Genomic DNA, 18,930 nt, shown 5'->3' on the forward strand with positions numbered 1-18,930 from the left:
ACGCCGCTCAGCGACCGTTCGTCCCATCAATCCCACGAGTCCCACGACGTCCTTTACTCTGGAGCGCGTGTCCGTCTTCTCGCGCCGTCCTGCTGCCTCCCCGTCGACCTCCCGGTCGGCCTCGCCGCTGACCCGCACCCGGCTCCTCACGGTCGCCACGGCGGGCGTGCTCGTGGCCGGTCTCGGGGTCGCGCCGGCGGTCGCCGACGAGGGCACGGGCGACCGGGACTCCACGTCGGCCCGCGGCAGCCTCTCCGGCCCGCACGGCGGCTACCGCGGACGCAACCAGACCTCGGACGGCAAGCCGGGCACCGTCGTCGGTCCCCCGCCGAGCCTCCGCGGCCGCTCGGTGCAGGTGAAGAACGACGTCAGCCACCAGATCGCCCCCGGCGTCGTCCTGCGCGAGTGGGACCAGGTCGACGGCCGCCAGCCGGTCGGCCAGGTGCGGATGAACCTGGTCACCGTCGACCTGGACGCCCCCGATCTCTCCTTCGAGGAGCTGTCCCCCACCTACGTCACGAGCCGCAAGAAGGTCAGCCAGCTCGGCGGCTGGAACGACGCGCTCACCGCCGTCAACGGCGACTTCTTCGACATCGGCCGGACCAACGCGCCGCTCGGCACGTCGGTCGACCGCGAGGCGGGCATCCTGACCGGTTCGCGCGAGGGCTGGATCCCCGGCGTGAACTCGACGCTGTGGTTCGACGCGGCCGGACCGCACGTCAGCCCGATCGCCGTGCAGAACACGATCCGCCAGCGGCGCAGGTGGTCGGTCAGCGGCATCAACCACCCGAGCGTGCCGGCCGGCGAGATCGGCGTCTTCACCCACGCGTTCAACCGCACCCCGGGCTACCAGGTCACGGGCGGCAAGAAGCGCGCCCGTGAAGTCGTCCTGCGCAAGAACCGCGTCGTGTCCAACCGCCCGAAGCTCTCCAGCGGCACCAAGATCGGCAAGCGGGACAAGGTCCTCATCGGCACCGGACCGGCCGCCGGCAAGCTCAAGACCCTGAAGAAGGGCAAGAAGATCACGGTGGCCACGCGCTTCGGGGGCGGCAGGCCCACCGTCGCGATCAGCGGCGACCGGCCGCTGCTGGTCAACGGCGTGCGCACGGTCGTCAACAACACCATCGCCCACCCGCGCACGGCGGTCGGCATCGACGCCGACGGGCGCAAGCTCCTCATCCTCGTCGTCGACGGCCGCTCGACCGCGAGCCGCGGCTACACCATGGTCGAGCTCGCCGACCTGATGACCGCGCTCGGCGCCGAGAACGCGATCAACCTCGACGGCGGGGGCTCCTCGGCGATGTACACCCGCACCGGCACCGGTGCGATGGGGATCGTCAACGAGCCCTCCGACGGCGGCGAGCGCCTGGTGCCCAACGCGTTCGGCATCGTCTACCACGCACCGCTGCCGCCGGTGGTCCCGATCCTGCCGCCGGCCGTGACCCCGACGCCCACGCCCACCCCGGTCCCGGCGCCCGCCCGCTGACGCCCGCTCAGGCGTTCGGCGCGGCGAACAGCACGACGTACGTCACCGGCGCCAGGCACTGCACGGTGCTCTTGGGCAGCTGCGGGACGACCTCGAAGCCGGCCTCGCCGGCGTCGATCACCACGCTGGTCGGGGCCTCGCAGCCGATGTGCGCGACGGCACCGTAGGGCGTGGCGTCGGGCGACTCCGCGGCGAGGTCCGCCACCTCCGCCGAGACGCTCTCCCCCAGCCCGGACCGCAGCTCGACGGCGAAGTCCGCGACAGCGTGCTCGGTGTCGAGCGCGAAGGCGAGCGTGGAGACCGAGCCGCCACCCTCGGTCGCGCCGACGACCGTCGCCTCGTCGATCCCGGCCAAACCGTTCGCCTCCACCCTCTGGACGTTCGGGTCCGACGACTCGCTCGCCGGTTCCTCGGTCGGCCCGGGCTCCGAGGGGCTCGGCGTGCCGGAAGAGGTGACCTCGGACGAGGGCGCCGGTTCGGTCGCGGTGTCGTCGGGCGCGTCGTCACCGCACGCGGCCAGGCCAGCCGTCAGCCCGAGGGCGGCGAGGACCAACACACGGGCAGCGGAGCGGGGCTGGCCGGGAGCAGGCTGGAGGGTGCGCGTCCGAGTCGTCATGGTGATCAGACGTCAGCCACGACCGGTTGGCTCCACGGTGAGGCCGCGGCTCACCGGGCGCGGCGTCGACGCTGCGACACCCCGACTGGCAGGCTGGGCGACATGAACGAGCAGGAGCCGGTGCGCGAGGCCGTACGCGCCTATGCCGCGCGGCAGCCGCAGCTCGCGTCCGCCACCCAGGCCTTCGTCGCCCTCATCCAGGTCCTGCTCGACGACGCCGGCATCGACTACCTCAGCGTCACCGGGCGCACCAAGAGCGTGGCGTCGTTCGCGGCGAAGGCCAACCGCGCCGAGGGCGGACGCCCCCTCTACCCCGAGCCCCTCGACCAGATCACCGACCAGATCGGCGTCCGCGTCATCACCTACGTCCACAGCGACGTCGCGGCGGTCGCCGAGGTGCTCGACGACGAGCTGGTGATGCTCGACGACCGCGACCTGGGCGAGGAGACGGCCCGGTCCGGTCGCTTCGGCTACGCCAGCCGGCACCTGCTGGTCCAGACCCGTGCCGGCGCCGAGCTGCCGGTGCTCGAGGGCCACCGGGCGAGCGTCCAGGTGCGCACCGTGCTCCAGCACGCGTGGGCGGAGTTCGAGCACGACATCCGCTACAAGGGCAACGTCCCCGAGGATGCGGCGGCCGACCTCGACCGCCGCTTCACCCTCGCCGCCGGGTTGATCGAGCTGGCCGACCGCGAGTTCGCCACGATCCGCGAGCGCATCCAGGCCGCCGCGCCGGGCAGCACCACCGAGCCGGAGGCCGACCGCATCGTCGGCCAGGACCTCGCGACCTTCCTCGCCGGCCACTACAGCGATGCCGGCTGGTCCCACACCGACCACTACGACTGGATCGCCGACCTCCTCACCCAGCTCGGCATCGACGGCATCGACGACCTCGCCGACCTGCTCACCTCCGTCGACGCCGACGCGGTGATCCGCCGGATGGGCTACCGCTACCCCGCGGGGGCCGTACGCCGCCTCGACGACGCCCTGCTCGCGATCTTCGGCGAGCAGTACGTCACCCTCGCCGGCAACAGCCACCGGGTCCCGCTGCTGCGCGCGCGGCTGGAGAAGCTGACGACCCCCGAGACCTGAGGGGCGCGCTCGAGCGCGCGCCCTAGGGTTGCGCCATGAGCCGCCCTTCCTGGACGACCCTTGCCCCGATCGTGGCCATCGTCGCCCTCGTGCCAGCCTGGTTCGCCCATCCCGAGGGGATCGTGCTCGGCGCGCTCGCGGTGCTGCTCGTGGCCGCCGTGCTCGCGGCGGTGCACCACGCCGAGGTCGTCGCCCACCGTGTCGGGGAGCCCTACGGCTCGCTGGTGCTGGCGGTCGCGGTCACCATCATCGAGGTGGGGCTGATCGTCACCTTGATGGTCACCACCGACAAGGACACCGCCGGCCTGGCCCGCGACACCGTCTTCGCCGCGGTGATGATCACCCTCAACGGGATCGTCGGCATCTCGCTGCTGGTGGGTGCGCTCAAGCACCACCTCGCGGTCTTCAACCCCGAGGGCACCGGCGCCGCGCTGGCGACCGTGATCGCGCTGGCCGTGCTCTGCCTGGTGGTGCCGTCGGTGACCACGTCCGAGCCGGGCCCGGAGTTCACCGGCGCCCAGCTGGCCTTCGCCGCGATCGCGTCCCTGGCGCTCTACGGCTTGTTCGTCTTCACCCAGACCATCCGGCACCGCGACTTCTTCCTCCCGGTCGCCCCGGGGCAGTACGTCCCGATGGTGGCCACCAGGGCCGAGGCCGCGGCCGCCGCGTCGGACCGCGCAGGAAGCCGGGCCGCTGCCCGTACCGCGGAGCACGAGGCGGCCCCCGACCGCTTCGAGCACGAGCCCGTGGACCTCGACGAGGACGGTCACGCCGACCCGCCCACCGGCCGTGCCGCGCTGGCCAGCCTCGGCCTCCTCGTCGTCTCGCTCGTCGCGGTCGTCGGCCTGGCCAAGGTCGAGTCCCCGGCCATCGAGTCCGGCGTCGCGGCGCTCGGCTTCCCGCAGGCGGTCGTCGGTGTGGTGATCGCCCTGCTCGTGCTCGCCCCCGAGTCCATCGCGGCGGTCCGCGCGGCAGCCCGTCAGCGGGTGCAGGTGAGCCTGAACCTCGCCCTCGGCTCGGCGATGGCCTCCATCGGCCTGACCATCCCCGCCATCGCGGTCGCCAGCATCTGGCTCGACGGTCCGCTCGACCTCGGGCTCAACCAGCTCCAGACGGTGCTGCTGCTGCTGACCGCCGCGGTGTCGATCCTCACCGTCGTGCCGGGCCGGGCCAAGCCGCTGCAGGGCGGCGTGCACCTGATCCTGTTCGTCTCGTTCCTGTTCCTGACGATCGCGCCCTGAGGGCGCACCGACGCACGAGAGCGGTGCCCCAGCCGCCCCCGACGAGTCGGGAAGGTGGCTGGGGCACCGCTCGTGGCGGGCTCCCGGAGGGACTCAGCCGAAGTACGTGCCGTAGATCTTGTCGTAGCTGCCGTCCTGACGCAGGTCGGCGAGCACGCCGTTGATCTGGCGCAGGAGCGGGATGTTGCCGTCCTTCTTCACCGCCATGCCGTACTGCTCGCCGGTGTCGAACTCGCGGGCCAGCTTGAGCCGCGGGTTGTCGGAGACGAACTGACCCGACACCGTGTTGTCGAGCATCGCGGCGTCGAGCTCGCCGGAGGCCAGCGCCGCCTGCAGGCCGGCGGCGTCGTCGTACGCCGTCACCCGGGTGCTGGCAGGGGCGAAGTCGCTCAGGTAGGTCTCGCCGGTGGTGTCCTTCTGCACGCCGACGCGCGTGCCGGCGAGCTCCTCGACCGTGTCGAGGCCCGAGCCGCGGGGTGTGATGAGCGCCTGCTTCGCGTCGAAGTAGGGACTGGAGAAGTCGACCACGCGCGCCCGCTCGCCGGTGATGGTCATCGCGGAGATGGCCACGTCGCAGACGTCGTTGTTCAGCGAGTCGCCCGAGGTGATGTCGTCGAAGGACACGTCGATCACGTCGAGGTCGGCCTCGAGCGAGTCGGCCACCTTGCGGACGAGGTCGATGTCGAAGCCGGTCGGCTTGCCCTTCTCCTCGTACTCGAAGGGCGCGTAGGGCATGTCGGTGCACACCGTCAACGCGCCCTCGAAGACCAGGGACACCTCGGTCAGGGAGTCGGCCGACTCCCCGCTGGCGGCACCTCCGCAGGCACCCAGCGTGGCCAGCAGCGCCACGGAGGACAGGACCGCCGCGGCGGTGCGGGCGGGCCTGCCGGGGGCGGGCCCACGAAGGACGGGAGAGCGGCGCACGGTCATCGGTTCAGTTCGCATTCACGGTGAGCGACTCACGAAGCCGCATGAGCGAGTATTCGGTGATCTTCACGAGCGCGCCCTTGGCCTGCTCGCGGTCGCGGGCGTCGAGGCTGATGATCGGTACGTCGGCGGGCAGGGCCAGCGCGGCGGCGATCTCCTCGGCGGGGTAGCGCGGGACGCCGTCGAACTCGTTGACGGCGACGATGAAGGGGATGCCCTTGGACTCGAAGTAGTCCAGCGGCGAGAACGACTCGTCGAGGCGGGCCACGTCGACCAGCACGATGGCGCCGATGGCGCCGCGGCACAGGTCATCCCACATGAACCAGAAGCGCCGCTGGCCGGGCGTGCCGAAGAGGTAGAGGACCAGGTCCTCCGCCAGCGTCAGTCGACCGAAGTCCATGGCCACGGTGGTCGTGGCCTTCGTGGGCACGGCGGCGAGATCGTCGACGCCCTCGGACTCGTTGGTGACGAGCGCCTCGGTGCGCAACGGGTCGATCTCCGAGACGGCGCCGACGAGCGTCGACTTGCCGACACCGAAGCCGCCTGCGATGACGATCTTCGTCGACGCAGCCGCTCGTTGTGCCTTAGTAGTTTCGAAGTCCACGGAGGGTCCTTTCGATGAGCTCGAGACGCTCATCTGTCGACGACTTGTCGGTGATGGTGGCCTGGATCCGGATGAGTCCCTGCTCGATGAGGTCGCCCAGCAGCACCCGGGCGACGCCGATCGGCATCTTGGTCAGGGCCGAGACCTCGGCCACGGATCGGCGGTCGCAGACCTCGAGAACCTGCGCGGCAGACGGGGAGAGGACGGGCGCCTCCGCACCAGCCTGGAGGCGCAGCGTGGCCTCCATGGCCAGGTCGACACTGGTGGCCGTCCGACCTGCGGTGATGGTGTAGGACCGGATCAGGCGGGGGCGGTAGGCGCCCTCGTCCTCCGGCTCGTGTGGCGGCGTCATGGCGGTGTGCGGACTCAGCCGCCCGTACCGACGCGGGCCTGGGCCTCGACGGTACGTCCCACGCGGTCCACCAGCAGGGCCATCTCGTAGCCCACCTGGCCGATGTCGGCCTCCTCGGTGGTGAGGACGGTGAGGTTCGACCCGTCACCGACGCTCATCAGCATGAGGAAGCCCATCTCCATCTCGACGATGGTCTGCATCACCGAGCCGCCCTCGAAGAGGCGGGCGGCGCCGACGGCCAGGCTGGCGAGACCGGAGGAGACGGCGGCGACCTGCTCGGCCCGCTCACCGGGGATGCTGGTGCTCGAGGCCATCAGGAGACCGTCGGCGGAGACGAGGATGGCGTGCGCGGCGTCGGGAACCTCCTCGACGAAGCGCGACATCACCCAGTCGAGGTCGCGGTCGTCACCGGCGTTGTTCATGCCGACGGCGGGGGCGGCGGATTCGTGCGTCATGCGGGGCCTGCTTCCGTGTGCTGAGGGGGACTTTGGGCTGCTCGGCGACCGCGGGAGACACCCGCGGTGTGGGCCTGGAGGCGGCGGCGGATCGCCTCGGGATCGCGCGTCTTGGCCGCCGTGGGCGGGGTCACGCTACCGGGGACCAGGCGCTCCCCGGGAGCACGTCGCGGCAGTCCGGTGACGGTGGACTCGACCACCGGCACCTCCTCCGCGGCCTTCTCCGCGATCTCCCATCCGCGGTCGATCTCGGTGTGGTGGAACTCGCCCTCGCCCTCGCTGGCGAGCCAGCCCGAGCGCATCGACTTGAAGATGGGCGAGTCGCTGCCGGCACGCACCGTGGCGCCGTTGCCGTTGCCGGTGCCGTGGCCGGTGCCGGTGCCGTTGGCCGCGTGGCCGTTCTGGCCGTTCCCGTTGGCCGCGCGGCCGGTGGTGGCCAGCGGCGCGGGGGCGTACGCACTGCCGAGCACGTCGGCACCGTACGCCGCCGCAGCGGGCTCGCGCGTCGGCGCGGGCGCCTCCTCGGCGACCGGCACGGGCTCGGGGTCGACCCGGGCCACGACGGGCTGGGGCTCCACGACCGGCTCGGGCTCGGGCTCGGGCGCGGGCTCGGGCTCGACGGCGGCCGGCACCGGCACGGCCTCGGGCTGCGAGCTGCCGAGACCCAGCGGGTCGTCGACGTCGACCTCGACGTCGGGACGCCGGGTCGCGGCGACGGCCGTCTGCTCGGGCTCGGGCTCGGCCTCGACCTCGGGCTCGGGCTCGGGCTCCACGTCCGCGGCGGGCTGCGGGCCGTCGAAGGCGTCGTCGGGCAGCGGGTCCGTCAGGGGGTCCGAGAGCGGGTCGGCGGCCCGGGCGGGCTCCTCGGTGCTGGCGGCGGGCTCGGCGGGGGACTCGGCGGCGGGCGGGGCGGCGGGCGGGGCGGCGGGCTCGGGAGCCGGTGCGGGCTCCGCGGTGCGCGCCTCCTCCACGGCCTGCGCCCGCTGGCGCGAGGCCAGCGCCGTGATCGGGACGACGGAGGCCACCTTCTCGGCCGCTCCCGCGCCGGCGTCCGGAGCCGCAGCAGGTGCCGGAGCGGCGTCCGCAGCAGGCTCGGCACGCTTGCCGAACAGCGGGCCCGTGGCGCCGGAGGTCTCCGGCGGCAGGAAGGCGTCGGCGCCGGTGCGCGGGATGTTGGCGCCGGGCTCGCGACGGGGCAGCAGGCTCTCGAGCGACGGCCGGTCCGGGCTCGGGGCGGCCGCAGCGGCGGCGGGTGCGGCGACGGGTGCGGGCGCCGGCTCCGGGGTGGCAGCGGGCGCGGCCGGTGCGGCCACGGGCGCAGCAGCAGCCGGCTGGGTGGGCTCCTCGGTGACCTTGGCGGCAGCCTTGTCAGCGGCCTTCCCGGCAGCCTTGGCCTGCGCCTTCTCCACACGGGCACGGTTGCGGGCCTCGCGCCTGGACTCGGTCCTCGCGGCGACGTCGGAGGTGTCGAGGGTCTCGGCCACCGGCGCGGCGCTCGCAGCGGCGGCGACGGCCGGGGCGGCGGCAGGCGCGCTCGTCTGCGGCAGGTCGGGCAGGACCGACGTCGGGAGCACGACCGATGCGGTCATGCCGCCACCGGGGTTGCGCGCCAGGCTGACGGTGATGCTGTGGCGCTCGGCGAGACGCGAGACCACGAACAAACCCATGCGTCGAGCGGTGTCGGGCGTCGCCTCGGCCCCGTGGCGCAGGTCGCCGTTGAGCTGCTCCAGCTCGGCCGGGGGCACGCCCAGGCCGGAGTCGGTGATGGTGACGGTGACGCCGTCCTCGCCGAGCTTGGCGGCCAGGCGCACCGGCTCGGCGGGCGGCGAGAAGCTGAGCGCGTTGTCGACGAGCTCGGTGAGCAGGTGGACGACATCGGCGGCGGCCTCGTCGCCCACGCGGGTGCTGAGGTGCGACAGGATCTGCACACGCTGGTAGTCCTGCACACCGGAGGTCGCGGCCTGGAGGGCCTCGCCGACGGTGAGGCTGAACTGCCCGGCCGCACGGTTCGGCGCGTCGGCCAGGATCAGCAGCGAGTCGGCCGTCCGCCGCATGCGCGAGGCGAGGTGGTCGAGGCGGAAGAGCGACTCGAGGCGCTTGGGGTCCTCCTCGTCGTGCTCGAGGCGCTCGATCTGCGCGAGCTGCTGGTTGACCAGCGAGGTCGAGCGGCGCGACAGCGTCACGAACATCGCGTTGACCGTCTGGCGCAGCTGGGCCTCCCCCGAGGCGAGGTGGATGGCCTGGCGGTGCAGGTCGTCGACAGCGCGGGCGACCTGGCCGATCTCCTCGTTGGTGGTGACCTCGATGGTCCGGATGGGCTCGGGCTGCTGGCCTGCACGGATCCGGGCGACGGCGTCGGGCAGGCGGTGGCGGGCCACGGCGAGCGCGCCCTCACGGACCTTGCCGATCGGCTCGAGGAGGCTGCGTGCCACGAAGAGCGCCAGGAACACAGCGGCAGCGAGGGCCAGCAGCGTGAGGACCGCACCGACGAGGGCGTTGCGCTGGGCGTCGGAGGCGGCCTGGTCGAGGGTGTCGGTCACGCCGGTGACGAGCGTCTGGGTGATCTCGTCGTAGGGCACGTAGGCGTCGCGACCGTCGAGGTTCGTGGCGGAGTCGTCGCGGATCTGGCCCGCGTGGCGGGTGTTCTGCGTACGCAGCAGGGCGGTCTGGTCGTCCGCGCCCTCGACGGAGCCGGCGAGACGGTCGATGGCCGCCGCCTCCACGCCGATCTCCGAGAAGAGCTCCTGGGAGCTCGACTGCGACAGCGAGGTGGCGAGGAGGCCCTGCTGGAGGGCGAGCGACAGCCGGCCGCTCATGGCCTGCGAGATCTGCTCGAGGCGGGGCTCGGGGGTCTCCTGGGCGGCGTTCACGCTCGTGATGAGCTGCGAGACGCTCGACTCGAGCTGGCGCACGAGGGCGATCCACGTGGCGGGCCCGAGGTTCTCGGCGCCGACGCCGCGCATCGCCTGGCTGAGGTCGAGCAGCGCGTCGACGTGGGCGGCCTGGCGCTCGTCGAGGTCGGCGGACTCACGCGCCTGGACGAGCGTCTCCGCCGAGCTGGCGATGTCGCTGATGGAGTCGATGAGGTCGCCCTGGCTGGCCGCGCTGTCGGTCTGCGCGGCGACCATCGCGGCCTCCGCGGCGGTCAGGTAGTCGATCGCCGGCTGGATGACGGTCACCTGTCGGGCACTGCTCGCGGCCTGGCGCGAGTCGCTGTAGTCGCTGGTCACGCGCAGCCCGCCGAGCACGGCAGCGAGCAGCAGCGGGATGGCGAGCGCGAGGGCCATCTTGCGGCGCAGCGGCCATCCTGCGACCGAGAGACCCGCGCCCCTGCGGGGCTGGGCTGCATCTTGAGTCATGTGTGCCTCGCGATTGGTGAGCGACTTCGACGACGAACGTGCCCCGGGGGGACCGAAGCAGACTCAACCTAAAGAGTCCGGCGACATTCCGTGGCGTTTTCGCAGAACTTCGGTGATCACGGTGTAAGGGGTCTCTCGCTGTGCTCCTGAGCGTGCAGGGCGTCCCACCGACACCACTGGCACCATCACAGCTGTGTCGAGAGCGCGGGAAGTGACAGGTGGGTCACCTGCCCTGCGATCCGCGCAGACGATTCCTGGACACGTCCCTGACATCTCGGACCTCTTCCCTCCGCCCCCGCGGTGCGGCACGATCACCGCCATGACCCTCCTTCTCGGGAAGGGCCGCTCCCGCACGAGCGCCCTTGTCACCTCCCTCACCCTCGCCCTGTCCCTCTCGCTGGCGCTGGCCCTGTCGCTCGCGGTGCCGGTGCTCGTTCCCTCGGCCTCCGCTCCGGCGGCCGCCGCGACGCCGCTCACCGTCAGCCAGGCCATCGGCCAGCAGACCGGCGCCACGCAGACCGTGCGCGGCTACGTCGTCGGGCAGCCGACTGCCACCCACACCGTCGTACGCTCCAACTTCCCCAGCGACTACGCGCTGGCGATCGCCGCCTCGGCGTCGACGACCAGCACCTCGTCGATGCTCTACGTGCAGATCCCGTCGGCCTTCCGCTCGCAGTGGGGCCTGCGCACCAACCCGTCGCTGATGGGCAAGCAGATCGACGTCACCGGCGCGCTGTCGGCGTACTTCTCCCACCCGGGCATGACGAGCACGTCCGCCTTCGCGCTCTCCGGCGGCACCACGGAGCCGCCGCCGCCCGGTGGCACCAGCCCGTGGGACTCCACCTACTACGCCCCGGCCGTCGGCAAGTCCGGCCCCGCGCTGCGCACCGCGCTGCACGACATCATCGACGACCACACGAAGCTGTCGTACGACGCGGTGTGGACCGCGCTCAAGGACACCGACCAGGACCCCGGCAACACCGCCAACGTCATCGAGCTCTACACCGGACGCTCGATCTCGAAGTCGAGCAACGGCGGCAGCACCGGCAACTGGAACCGTGAGCACGTCTGGGCGCAGTCGCGCGGCGGCTTCACCACCAGCGCCGGACCGGGCACCGACCTGCACCACATCCGGCCCGAGGACGTCACCGTCAACAGCGTCCGCGGCAACAAGGACTTCGACAACGGCGGCTCCGCGGTCTCCGGCTGCAACGACTGCTGGACCGACGGCGACTCCTTCGAGCCCCGCGACGCGGTCAAGGGCGACGTGGCACGGATGCTGCTCTACATGGCGATCCGCTACGAGGGCGGAGACGGCTTCAACGACCTCGAGATGAGCTCGACGGTCGGCACGTCCTCCACGCTGATCGGCGACCTCGAGACGCTGCTGGCCTGGAACGCCGCCGACCCGGTCGACACCTTCGAGATGCGGCGCAACGACCGCATCCACGCCCAGTGGCAGGGCAACCGCAACCCCTTCATCGACCACCCGGAGTGGGCTGCGGCCATCTGGAACTGACGCCGGCCCGGGCCGGTCAGCCGCCCGAGCCGTGGCTGTGGGGCGGCACGACCGGACCCTCGGAGGGCTGCACCACCACGAAGCCGGGCCCCTGGAAGGCGTACTGGAAGGCCTCGCCGGTGCCGCCGCGCAGCATCGACTTCATGTTCATCGAGCTGACCACCTGCGGCACCAGGCCGGCCGACCAGCACACCGCGGCGTTGATGTCGACGAAGGTCGGCGTCTGCGAGCAGTCGAGGATCAGCGGCTGCCCGTCGCTGGTGAGCGCCACGGTGCCGTGGCCCTGGACGAGGGTGTTGAACATGCCGCCGCTCATCATCCCCGCGCCCTTCACCCGGTGCACGTCGTACTCCAGCGTGGCGTCCATCGCCAGCAGCGCGCTGCCGTTGACCGAGAGCCCGTCGCCCTCGAGGCCGACGAGGAAGACGTCCTTCGCGGCATCGGCGAAGAAGACCTCGCCCTGGCCGGCGACGGTCATCAGCGGGGTGTCCTCCGAGGTCACCAGGCGGCGCATCATCTTGCCGATGGAGCCGGCCGACTTGTGCTCGAAGCTCACCCGGCCCTGGTAGGCGATCATCGATCCCTTGGCGGCGAGCACCGGCTCGCCGAGCACCACCCGCAGCGTCTTGCGGTGGTGGAGGCTGAACCGCTCGGCGGTCGCGTTCTCCTGGTTGGCCTGGTCGAAGAGCTCGCTGCGCATGTGTCCCCCCGCGCTGGTCGTGTCGTCTGCGGACCGATCGGCCGCGTCACCGCGAGCCTAGCGATCCGGCTCAGGGGGCGCGGTTGCCGCGGGCGTCCTCCTGGGCGAGGAGCCCGTCGAGGTCCTTGAGCCGGTCGAGCCCGTTGACCGCTCGGGCCATCCGGTGGTTGCCGGCGAAGGTCTCGCGGTGCCGGTCGAGGAACCACCAGTAGCCCGCGGTGAACGGGCAGGCGTCGTCGCCCACGCGCACCTTGGGGTCGAAACGGCACGAGCCGCAGTGGTCGGACATGGTGTTGATGTAGGCGCCGCCGGACGTGTAGGGCTTGGTCGCCATCACCCCGCCGTCGGCGTGCTGGGACATGCCCACCACGTTGGGCACCATCACCCAGTCGTAGCCGTCGACGAAGGCCCGGTGGAACCAGTCGGTGACCTGCGTCGGCGCCCACCCGCGCTGGAGGGCGTACGAGCCCAGGACCATGAGCCGCGGGATGTGGTGCACCCACCCGTGCTCGGCGACCTTGTCGAGGGTGTGGGAGAGGCAGCGCGCGTCGGTCGCGGCGCCGTCCAGCTCGGCGAACCACTGCGGCATCCGCTCGGTGGCGCGCAGCGCGTTCTCCCGGCGGTAGTCGTCGCCCTGGTGCCAGTAGAGGTGCCAGACGTAGTCGCGCCACCCGATCACCTGGCGGACGAAGCCCTCGACGCTGGCGATCGGCGCCGCACCGCTGCGGTAGGCCGCCTCGGCGCGCTCGACGACCTCGAGGGGGTCGAGCAGGCCGAGGTTCATCGGGGCGCTGACCAGGCTGTGGGCCATCCAGTCGTCGCCCTCGAGGATCGCGTCCTCGTGGGCACCGAAGTCGGGCAGCCGGTGCTCGACGAAGTGCTCGAGCGCGACCAGCGCCTCGCGGCGGGTAGCGGCGAAGCGGCGCGGGCCGTCGCGACCGATGGTCTCGATGCCGAGGTCGCGCTCCCACCGGTCGAGGTCCTCACGCACCTCGGCGTCGATGTCGTCCTCGGACGGCCACCAGGGCTCGGTGACGCCCAGGGTCGAGGCGCCCTTGGGCGCCGGCTCGCGGTTGTCGTGGTCGAAGTTCCACCTCCCGCCGGCCGGCTCCGCACCGTCGACCAGCACGCCGTGGGCGAGCCGGGCGCGACGGTAGAAGTCCTCCATCAGCAACCGCTTGGCGCCCCGCCCCTCGGCCCAGCGCTCGAAGTCGTCCCGGGCGGTGGCGAACCCGCGCGGCGGCAGGACGGTCGCGCCGAGCCGCTCGACCAGTCCCAGTGCGGCATACGACGTCGGGTGCAGGACCTCGACCTCGTCGCGCTCCTGCACCTCGCGCACGACCTCGGCGTAGGTCCCGGCCTGCACGTAGGTCAGCCGGTCGCCGAAGTCGGCGGCGCGGTGCCGCATCGCGCTCAGCACGAGGTGCGCCTTCGCCCGGTGGAAGCGGCGGCGCCGGAAGACGCCGGTCGATTCCACCATCAGCAGCGGCCCGCGGTGGTCGTCGACGAAGTGCGGGCCGAGCTGGTCGCCGAAGAGCCAGCGGGTCGTCATGCGCGCCAGCCTAGGAGCCGTGCCCTCAGGCTCGCTCGACCTCGCTCCGGAGCTTGAGGACCGTGGTGCCGTCCTCCTGCTCGATGACGTAGGCGGGGTCGTCGTCACTGCCGTGGCGGGTGACCTCCTCGCCCTTGGTCGTGCGGGAGACGTCGTCGTGGTGGACCTCCTTCACGGTGCCCTCGGCCCACGAGGAGCCCCACTTCCACTTCACTGTCGTGCCGGTGCGGATCGCCATGTCCCCACGGTGCCACCGCGCACCGGCACCGGCCTCACCCCAGGGCGTGCCTCTCAGGAGCGGACGTGCATCCGCTCCCCCTGCGGCCCGAAGATCGCCAGCACCTCGGCAGGCGTGGGGCCGGGGTTGCCGATCCAGTGCGGCGTGCGGGTGTCGAACTCGACGACCTCGCCTGGCTCGAGCGTCAGGTCACGCGTGCCGAGGACGAGCCGGACGCGCCCGCTGAGGACGTAGAGCCACTCGTAGCCCTCATGGGTCTGCAGCGTCGGCACCGGGTCCCGCTCGACCGGCATCACCATCTTGAAGGACTGCAACCCGCCCGGGCGCCGGGTGAGGGAGATGAAGGTGCGCCCGTGCCGCACCACCGGCTTCGAGCGGACCCGCGGGTCGCCGGTCTCGGGGGCGTCGACGAGCTCGTCGAGGGCGACCCGGTGGGCGCGCGCGAGCGGGAGCAGCAGCTCGAGCGTGGGCTTGCGCTGTCCGGACTCCAGCCGGGAGAGCGTGCTCACCGAGATGCCGGTCTCCTCGGCGAGGTCGGTCAGCGTCGCTTCCCGCTCCAGCCGCAGCTGGCGCAGGCGGGGCCCGACGTTGCGCAGCACTCCCTCGTCGTCCATGCGTCCAGTTTGCCATTGCAGCAATATTGTTTGTCAATATTGCGAAGGCCCGCGCATCATCGTCCACATGAGTGACGACATGACTTTCGACGTGGTGGTGGTCGGCGGCGGCGTGGCCGGCCTGAGTGGTGCGATGGCCCTCGGCCGGTCCCGGCGGTCGGTGCTGGTGATCGATGCCGGCGAGCCGCGCAACGCCCCTGCCGACCACGCCCACAACTACCTCGGGCGCGAGGGCGTCCCCCCGCTCGAGCTGCTGGAGATCGGCCGCGCCGAGGTGGCGGCGTACGGCGTCGAGGTGCTCGCCGACCGCGTCGTGGGCCTGTCCGGCGAGGCGGGCTCCTTCGTTGTCACGACCGAGGGCGGTCGCCGGGTCACCGCACGGCGGATCCTGGTCGCGGGCGGGGTGAGCGACGAGCTGCCCGACGTGCCGGGGCTCGCCGAGCGGTGGGGCAAGGACGTGCTGCACTGCCCCTACTGCCACGGCTGGGAGGTCCGCGACCGGCGGATCGCGATCCTGGGCACCACCCCGATGGCCGGGCACCAGGGGCTGCTCTTCCGCCAGCTCTCCGACGACGTGACGCTGGTCCTCCTCGACGGCGTCGAGCTGCCCGTCGAGGAGCTGGAGAAGATGGTTGCCATCGGCGTCACGATCGTGCACGGCACCCCGCAGGAGGTCGTCGCCACGGACGACGGCGCCGCGCTCGTCGGGCTCCGCCTCGCCGACGGCTCGGTGCTCGAGCGCGACGCGATCGTGGTGGCGTCGATGCCGCACGCGCGCGCCGACTACCTCGGCCCGCTCGGCATCGAGCCGGCGCCGTTCGAGGTGAACGGCGTCGCCCACGGCTCGGTCGTCCCGGTCGAGCCGAGCGGTGCCACGTCGGTGCCGGGCATCTTCGCCGCCGGCAACGTCACCGACGTCTCGATGGTCCTCGTCGCGTCCGCGGCGCACGGCGTCCGCGTGGGCGCCTGGATCAACGCCGAGCTCGCGGGCGAGGAGGCGGCGGCCGCGGTCGCGGAGCACCGCGCCAGCCTCTTCGAGCGGCCCGCGTGGGAGGAGCGCTACTCCGGCGACAAGGTCTGGAGCGGCCGGGTCAACGTCCAGCTCGCGGCCGAGGCCGCCGACCTCCCGCCGGGACGGGCGCTGGACGTGGGCTGCGGCGAGGGCGGCGACGCCCTGTGGCTGGCCGAGCGGGGCTGGCAGGTGACCGCGTCGGACTTCGCCGAGGCGGCCCTGGCCCGGGTGACCGAGCACGCCGCGGACGCCGGTCTCGGGGACCGGGTGACGACCCGCCTGCTCGACGTCCGCACCTTCGAGCCCGACGACGAGACCTGGGACCTCGTCACCGCCCACTTCGTGCACCTGCCCGACGGCGGCATGGTCGATGTCGTACGCCGCCTCGCGTCCGCGGTCGCCCCGGGCGGGACGCTGCTCGTCGTCGGCCACGCGCCGAGCGACGTCCACTCCGGGCTCCGCCACGGCCACGACTCCTTCATGCACACCGCCGACCAGCTGCTGCCGGCGCTGGGCGATGAGTGGCGGGTCGAGGTGTGCGAGTCGCGGCCGCGGATCCAGCCGCACCCGGAGACCGGCGAGGAGATCGCGATCGCCGACGCGGTCCTGCGGGCCCGCCTCGAGGGCTGAGGCCTGCCGCACGGGCGGTCGGCATGATGGGGACATGACGTCTCGGGACATGCCCCACGTGCCACCCGCCCGCCAGTGGTGGACCGTCCTCCCCTTCCTCGTCGCCGTCACGGTCGTGGCGGGCGTCGGCGGACTGGCGGCCTCGTCGGCGCAGGCGACCTACCGCGCGCTCGAGCTGCCGTCCTTCGCTCCCCCGGCCTGGCTCTTCGGCCCGGTCTGGTCGGTGCTCTACCTCTTCATCGCGGTCGCCGGGTGGCTGCTCTGGCGCGCGCGTGGCTGGGACGGCGTGCTCTGGCTGTGGGCAGGCCAGCTGGTCCTCAACCTCGCGTGGACGCCGCTGTTCTTCTCCGCCGACCGCTACGTCCTGGCACTCGTCGACATCGTCGTGCTCGACGTCGCGGTGGCCGCCCTGATCGCGCTCGCGTGGCGCACCTCGCGGGTCGCCGCCTGGCTGCTCGTGCCCTACCTCGCGTGGACCTGCTTCGCGACGGCGCTCAACGCCGGGATCGTCGTCCTCAACTGAGCCGACGTGAGCCCTGCGGAGCTCAGCTCAGTGGGCGTCGCCCGGCTCGAGCCCGAGGCGGGCCAGCACCAGCGCGGCGATCCGGTCCACCGGCACCGCCGGGTCGACGTCCATCCCGCGCTCGTCCGGGTGCAGCGGCTCGAGGGTGTCGAGCTGGGACTCCAGCAGGCTCGGCGGCATGAAGTGGTCGCGAGCGTTCATCCGCTCGAGGATCATGTGCTTGTCGCCGGTGGAGTGGACGAAGAACGTCCCCTCGCCGCCGCGCCTCAGCACGTCGCGGTAGGTCCTGCGCAGGGCGCTGCACGTGATGATCGTGGGCTCTCCCCTGACGTCGCGCTCCGCGGTCCAGGCGGCCAGCGACTCCAGCCAGCCCCACCGGTCGGCGTCGGTCAGCGCGATGCCCTCGCGCATCTTGGCGACGTTGGCCTCCGGGTGGAAGTCGTCGCCCTCCGCGAGCTCCCAGCCCAGCCGGCTGCGGACGGCCTCGGCCACCGTGGACTTGCCCGACCCCGAGATGCCCATGAAGACGAGGTGGAGCGGGCCCACCGGGTCGGCCGTCATCCGAGCGCCCACACGCCCAGGGCGATGACGAAGATCGCGACGCCGAGGGTGGTCTCCATGACCGTCCAGGTCTTGAGCGTGGTCTTCACGTCCATCCCGAAGAACCGGCCGACCAGCCAGAAGCCCGAGTCGTTGACGTGCGAGAGCACGGTCGCACCGGCGGCGATGGCCAGGACCAGGGCGACGAGCTGCAGCGAGGACGGGTCGGCCTCGGCGACCGCGGCGGACAGCAGCCCCGCAGTGGTGGTCAGCGCCACCGTCGCGGAACCCTGGGCTACGCGCAGGATCGTGGCGATGACGAAGGCCGAGACGATCAGCGGCAGCCCGAGGTCCGCGAGGGAGTCCGACAGCGCCTCGCCGATGCCGCTGTGGCGGAGCACGCCGCCGAACATGCCGCCCGCGCCGGTGATCAGGATGATCGCGCAGATCGGGCCGAGCGCGTCGTTGAGCAGGCCCTCGACCTCGGCACGCGAGTGGTGCCGGACCGCGAGGGTGTAGGTCGCCACCAGCAGCGCGATGAGCAGCGCGACCGGGGTCTGGCCGATGAAGATGAAGACGTCCGCAACCCCGCCGTCCGCGGCGATCGTCTCGTTCGTGCGCAGGGTGGTGAGGATCGTGTTGCCGGCGATCAGCAGGACCGGGAGCAGCAGGATCCCGAGCACGTGGGCAAAGCCGGGGCGGGCGCCCTCGTCGACCTCGCGGCCGCCGGTGAGCACCGAGTCGTCGACCGGGACGTGCACCTTGCCGAGCCAGCCGATCGTGACGGCGTACACGCCGACGAACCACGCGACCACGGCAGCCACGACGCCCACGAGCAGCGTGAGGCCGATGCTCGCGCCGAGCTCGGTGGCGGCGGTGACCGGGCCGGGGTGCGGTGGGACGATCGCGTGCATCGCGGCGAACGCACCTGCGGCGGGCAGGGCGTACATCAGGACCGAGCCGCCGAAGCGCTTGGCGACCGAGAAGATGATCGGCAGGAACACCACGAGACCGGCGTCGAAGAAGATCGGGAGGCCGAAGAGCAGCGCCGCGATGCCGAGCGCCAGGGGCGCGCGCTTCTCGCCGAAGCGGCCGATCAGGGTGTCGGCCAGCACCTGCGCGCCGCCCGTCACCTCAAGCAGCCGGCCGATCATCACGCCGAGGCCGACGAGCAGCGCCACGGCGCCGAGCGTGCTGCCGAAGGCGGCTATCGCGACCGACGGGACGTCCGCGAGGGGCACCCCCGCGGCCACGGCCGTGCCGAGGCTGACGAGCACGAGCGCCACGAAGGCGTGCATGCGCAGCACGATGATGAGGGTGAGCAGGACGGCAACAGCGGCTGCGGCGATGAGCAGCAGGGTGCCCGAGCCGTAGACGGGGGTCATGGTGTCCACGAGGTACCTCCGAGATGGGTTGGGATCACCCTAGGCTGCGACCTCGGGCGTCGAGCACCTCCGTCGGGGCACTGTCCAC

The 18,930-nt window shown here is 72.4% G+C and carries 18 protein-coding genes; 6 read left to right on the forward strand and 12 right to left on the reverse strand.

Features of this window, described 5'->3' with window-relative positions; translation table 11 throughout:
* Positions 1–67: 67 nt before the first annotated feature.
* Positions 68–1,486 carry a phosphodiester glycosidase family protein gene (locus tag K4G59_RS09620; RefSeq protein ID WP_231250759.1) on the forward strand — a complete coding sequence of 473 codons (1,419 nt, stop codon included), beginning with the start codon at positions 68–70 and terminating at the stop codon, positions 1,484–1,486.
* 7 nt (positions 1,487–1,493) lie between these two features.
* Here the strand turns inward: K4G59_RS09620 and K4G59_RS09625 are convergent, their stop codons facing one another.
* Positions 1,494–2,102, reverse strand: coding sequence for a hypothetical protein (locus K4G59_RS09625; RefSeq protein ID WP_231250760.1), 609 nt, complete (start codon positions 2,100–2,102; stop codon positions 1,494–1,496).
* A 102-nt stretch (positions 2,103–2,204) separates the two neighbouring features.
* Between K4G59_RS09625 and K4G59_RS09630 the strand changes: the two genes are divergently transcribed.
* On the forward strand, positions 2,205–3,191 hold the full coding sequence (locus tag K4G59_RS09630; RefSeq protein ID WP_269209944.1) for a GTP pyrophosphokinase: 987 nt from the start codon (positions 2,205–2,207) through the stop codon (positions 3,189–3,191).
* A gap of 35 nt (positions 3,192–3,226) precedes the next feature.
* Positions 3,227–4,432: a calcium:cation antiporter gene (locus K4G59_RS09635; protein ID WP_231250761.1), complete on the forward strand. Its 1,206-nt coding sequence runs from the start codon at positions 3,227–3,229 to the stop codon at positions 4,430–4,432.
* A 93-nt stretch (positions 4,433–4,525) separates the two neighbouring features.
* On the opposite strand, the gene K4G59_RS09640 is transcribed toward K4G59_RS09635, so the two are convergent.
* Genes K4G59_RS09640 through K4G59_RS09660 form a run of 5 tightly spaced genes read right to left on the reverse strand, consistent with a single transcriptional unit; the run spans position 4,526 to position 10,129 of the window.
* Positions 4,526–5,362, reverse strand: coding sequence for an ABC transporter substrate-binding protein (locus K4G59_RS09640; protein WP_231250762.1), 837 nt, complete (start codon positions 5,360–5,362; stop codon positions 4,526–4,528).
* Between the two features lie 4 nt (positions 5,363–5,366).
* Entirely contained in the window at positions 5,367–5,963 is a 597-nt protein-coding gene (locus K4G59_RS09645; RefSeq protein ID WP_056599054.1) for a GTP-binding protein, read from the reverse strand.
* Positions 5,944–6,315: a DUF742 domain-containing protein gene (locus K4G59_RS09650; RefSeq protein WP_231250763.1), complete on the reverse strand. Its 372-nt coding sequence runs from the start codon at positions 6,313–6,315 to the stop codon at positions 5,944–5,946. The genes K4G59_RS09645 and K4G59_RS09650 overlap by 20 nt, the downstream gene beginning before the upstream one ends.
* Positions 6,316–6,329: 14 nt before the next feature.
* The gene (locus K4G59_RS09655) at positions 6,330–6,770 is read right to left on the reverse strand and encodes a roadblock/LC7 domain-containing protein (protein WP_242532519.1); all 441 of its coding nucleotides are present in this window, start codon (positions 6,768–6,770) and stop codon (positions 6,330–6,332) included.
* A complete protein-coding gene (locus tag K4G59_RS09660; protein WP_231250764.1) occupies positions 6,767–10,129 on the reverse strand; it encodes a sensor histidine kinase in 3,363 nt (1,120 codons plus the stop codon). Before K4G59_RS09660 ends, K4G59_RS09655 begins: the two co-directional genes overlap by 4 nt.
* A gap of 319 nt (positions 10,130–10,448) precedes the next feature.
* Between K4G59_RS09660 and K4G59_RS09665 the strand changes: the two genes are divergently transcribed.
* Entirely contained in the window at positions 10,449–11,648 is a 1,200-nt protein-coding gene (locus K4G59_RS09665; protein ID WP_231250765.1) for an endonuclease, read from the forward strand.
* A gap of 16 nt (positions 11,649–11,664) precedes the next feature.
* Here the strand turns inward: K4G59_RS09665 and K4G59_RS09670 are convergent, their stop codons facing one another.
* The 4 genes from K4G59_RS09670 to K4G59_RS09685 form a co-directional block, all read right to left on the reverse strand.
* On the reverse strand, positions 11,665–12,348 hold the full coding sequence (locus tag K4G59_RS09670) for an AIM24 family protein (RefSeq protein ID WP_231250766.1): 684 nt from the start codon (positions 12,346–12,348) through the stop codon (positions 11,665–11,667).
* A gap of 70 nt (positions 12,349–12,418) precedes the next feature.
* Positions 12,419–13,900 carry a cryptochrome/photolyase family protein gene (locus K4G59_RS09675; RefSeq protein WP_231250767.1) on the reverse strand — a complete coding sequence of 494 codons (1,482 nt, stop codon included), beginning with the start codon at positions 13,898–13,900 and terminating at the stop codon, positions 12,419–12,421.
* Between the two features lie 25 nt (positions 13,901–13,925).
* A complete protein-coding gene (locus tag K4G59_RS09680; RefSeq protein ID WP_231250768.1) occupies positions 13,926–14,138 on the reverse strand; it encodes a hypervirulence associated TUDOR domain-containing protein in 213 nt (70 codons plus the stop codon).
* A gap of 53 nt (positions 14,139–14,191) precedes the next feature.
* On the reverse strand, positions 14,192–14,752 hold the full coding sequence (locus K4G59_RS09685) for a helix-turn-helix domain-containing protein (RefSeq protein ID WP_231250769.1): 561 nt from the start codon (positions 14,750–14,752) through the stop codon (positions 14,192–14,194).
* Between the two features lie 67 nt (positions 14,753–14,819).
* Between K4G59_RS09685 and K4G59_RS09690 the strand changes: the two genes are divergently transcribed.
* Positions 14,820–16,394, forward strand: a complete 1,575-nt coding sequence (locus K4G59_RS09690) for a bifunctional NAD(P)/FAD-dependent oxidoreductase/class I SAM-dependent methyltransferase (RefSeq protein WP_231250770.1) — start codon at positions 14,820–14,822, stop codon at positions 16,392–16,394.
* Positions 16,395–16,428: 34 nt separating this feature from the next.
* A complete protein-coding gene (locus K4G59_RS09695; protein ID WP_231250771.1) occupies positions 16,429–16,917 on the forward strand; it encodes a TspO/MBR family protein in 489 nt (162 codons plus the stop codon).
* Positions 16,918–16,944: 27 nt separating this feature from the next.
* Here the strand turns inward: K4G59_RS09695 and K4G59_RS09700 are convergent, their stop codons facing one another.
* Both K4G59_RS09700 and K4G59_RS09705 read right to left on the reverse strand, forming a co-directional pair.
* The gene (locus tag K4G59_RS09700; RefSeq protein ID WP_231250772.1) at positions 16,945–17,478 is read right to left on the reverse strand and encodes a gluconokinase; all 534 of its coding nucleotides are present in this window, start codon (positions 17,476–17,478) and stop codon (positions 16,945–16,947) included.
* Positions 17,475–18,842 carry a GntP family permease gene (locus K4G59_RS09705; RefSeq protein WP_231251083.1) on the reverse strand — a complete coding sequence of 456 codons (1,368 nt, stop codon included), beginning with the start codon at positions 18,840–18,842 and terminating at the stop codon, positions 17,475–17,477. Before K4G59_RS09705 ends, K4G59_RS09700 begins: the two co-directional genes overlap by 4 nt.
* Positions 18,843–18,930 lie beyond the last annotated feature (88 nt).

It is taken from the genome of Nocardioides furvisabuli, from assembly GCF_021083185.1.
In the GTDB taxonomy this organism is placed as follows: domain Bacteria; phylum Actinomycetota; class Actinomycetes; order Propionibacteriales; family Nocardioidaceae; genus Nocardioides; species Nocardioides furvisabuli.

What these genes read in the sequence shown, in the direction of transcription:
- K4G59_RS09625 (WP_231250760.1), bottom strand. Translation starts at nt 2,102, where the DNA reads ATGACGACTCGGACGCGCACCCTCCAGCCTGCTCCCGGCCAGCCCCGC.
- K4G59_RS09630 (WP_269209944.1), top strand. Translation starts at nt 2,205, where the DNA reads ATGAACGAGCAGGAGCCGGTGCGCGAGGCCGTACGCGCCTATGCCGCG.
- K4G59_RS09635 (WP_231250761.1), top strand. Translation starts at nt 3,227, where the DNA reads ATGAGCCGCCCTTCCTGGACGACCCTTGCCCCGATCGTGGCCATCGTC.
- K4G59_RS09640 (WP_231250762.1), bottom strand. Translation starts at nt 5,362, where the DNA reads ATGACCGTGCGCCGCTCTCCCGTCCTTCGTGGGCCCGCCCCCGGCAGG.
- K4G59_RS09650 (WP_231250763.1), bottom strand. Translation starts at nt 6,315, where the DNA reads ATGACGCCGCCACACGAGCCGGAGGACGAGGGCGCCTACCGCCCCCGC.
- K4G59_RS09655 (WP_242532519.1), bottom strand. Translation starts at nt 6,770, where the DNA reads ATGACGCACGAATCCGCCGCCCCCGCCGTCGGCATGAACAACGCCGGT.
- K4G59_RS09660 (WP_231250764.1), bottom strand. Translation starts at nt 10,129, where the DNA reads ATGACTCAAGATGCAGCCCAGCCCCGCAGGGGCGCGGGTCTCTCGGTC.
- K4G59_RS09665 (WP_231250765.1), top strand. Translation starts at nt 10,449, where the DNA reads ATGACCCTCCTTCTCGGGAAGGGCCGCTCCCGCACGAGCGCCCTTGTC.
- K4G59_RS09670 (WP_231250766.1), bottom strand. Translation starts at nt 12,348, where the DNA reads ATGCGCAGCGAGCTCTTCGACCAGGCCAACCAGGAGAACGCGACCGCC.
- K4G59_RS09675 (WP_231250767.1), bottom strand. Translation starts at nt 13,900, where the DNA reads ATGACGACCCGCTGGCTCTTCGGCGACCAGCTCGGCCCGCACTTCGTC.
- K4G59_RS09680 (WP_231250768.1), bottom strand. Translation starts at nt 14,138, where the DNA reads ATGGCGATCCGCACCGGCACGACAGTGAAGTGGAAGTGGGGCTCCTCG.
- K4G59_RS09685 (WP_231250769.1), bottom strand. Translation starts at nt 14,752, where the DNA reads ATGGACGACGAGGGAGTGCTGCGCAACGTCGGGCCCCGCCTGCGCCAG.
- K4G59_RS09690 (WP_231250770.1), top strand. Translation starts at nt 14,820, where the DNA reads ATGAGTGACGACATGACTTTCGACGTGGTGGTGGTCGGCGGCGGCGTG.
- K4G59_RS09695 (WP_231250771.1), top strand. Translation starts at nt 16,429, where the DNA reads ATGACGTCTCGGGACATGCCCCACGTGCCACCCGCCCGCCAGTGGTGG.
- K4G59_RS09700 (WP_231250772.1), bottom strand. Translation starts at nt 17,478, where the DNA reads ATGACGGCCGACCCGGTGGGCCCGCTCCACCTCGTCTTCATGGGCATC.
- K4G59_RS09705 (WP_231251083.1), bottom strand. Translation starts at nt 18,842, where the DNA reads ATGACCCCCGTCTACGGCTCGGGCACCCTGCTGCTCATCGCCGCAGCC.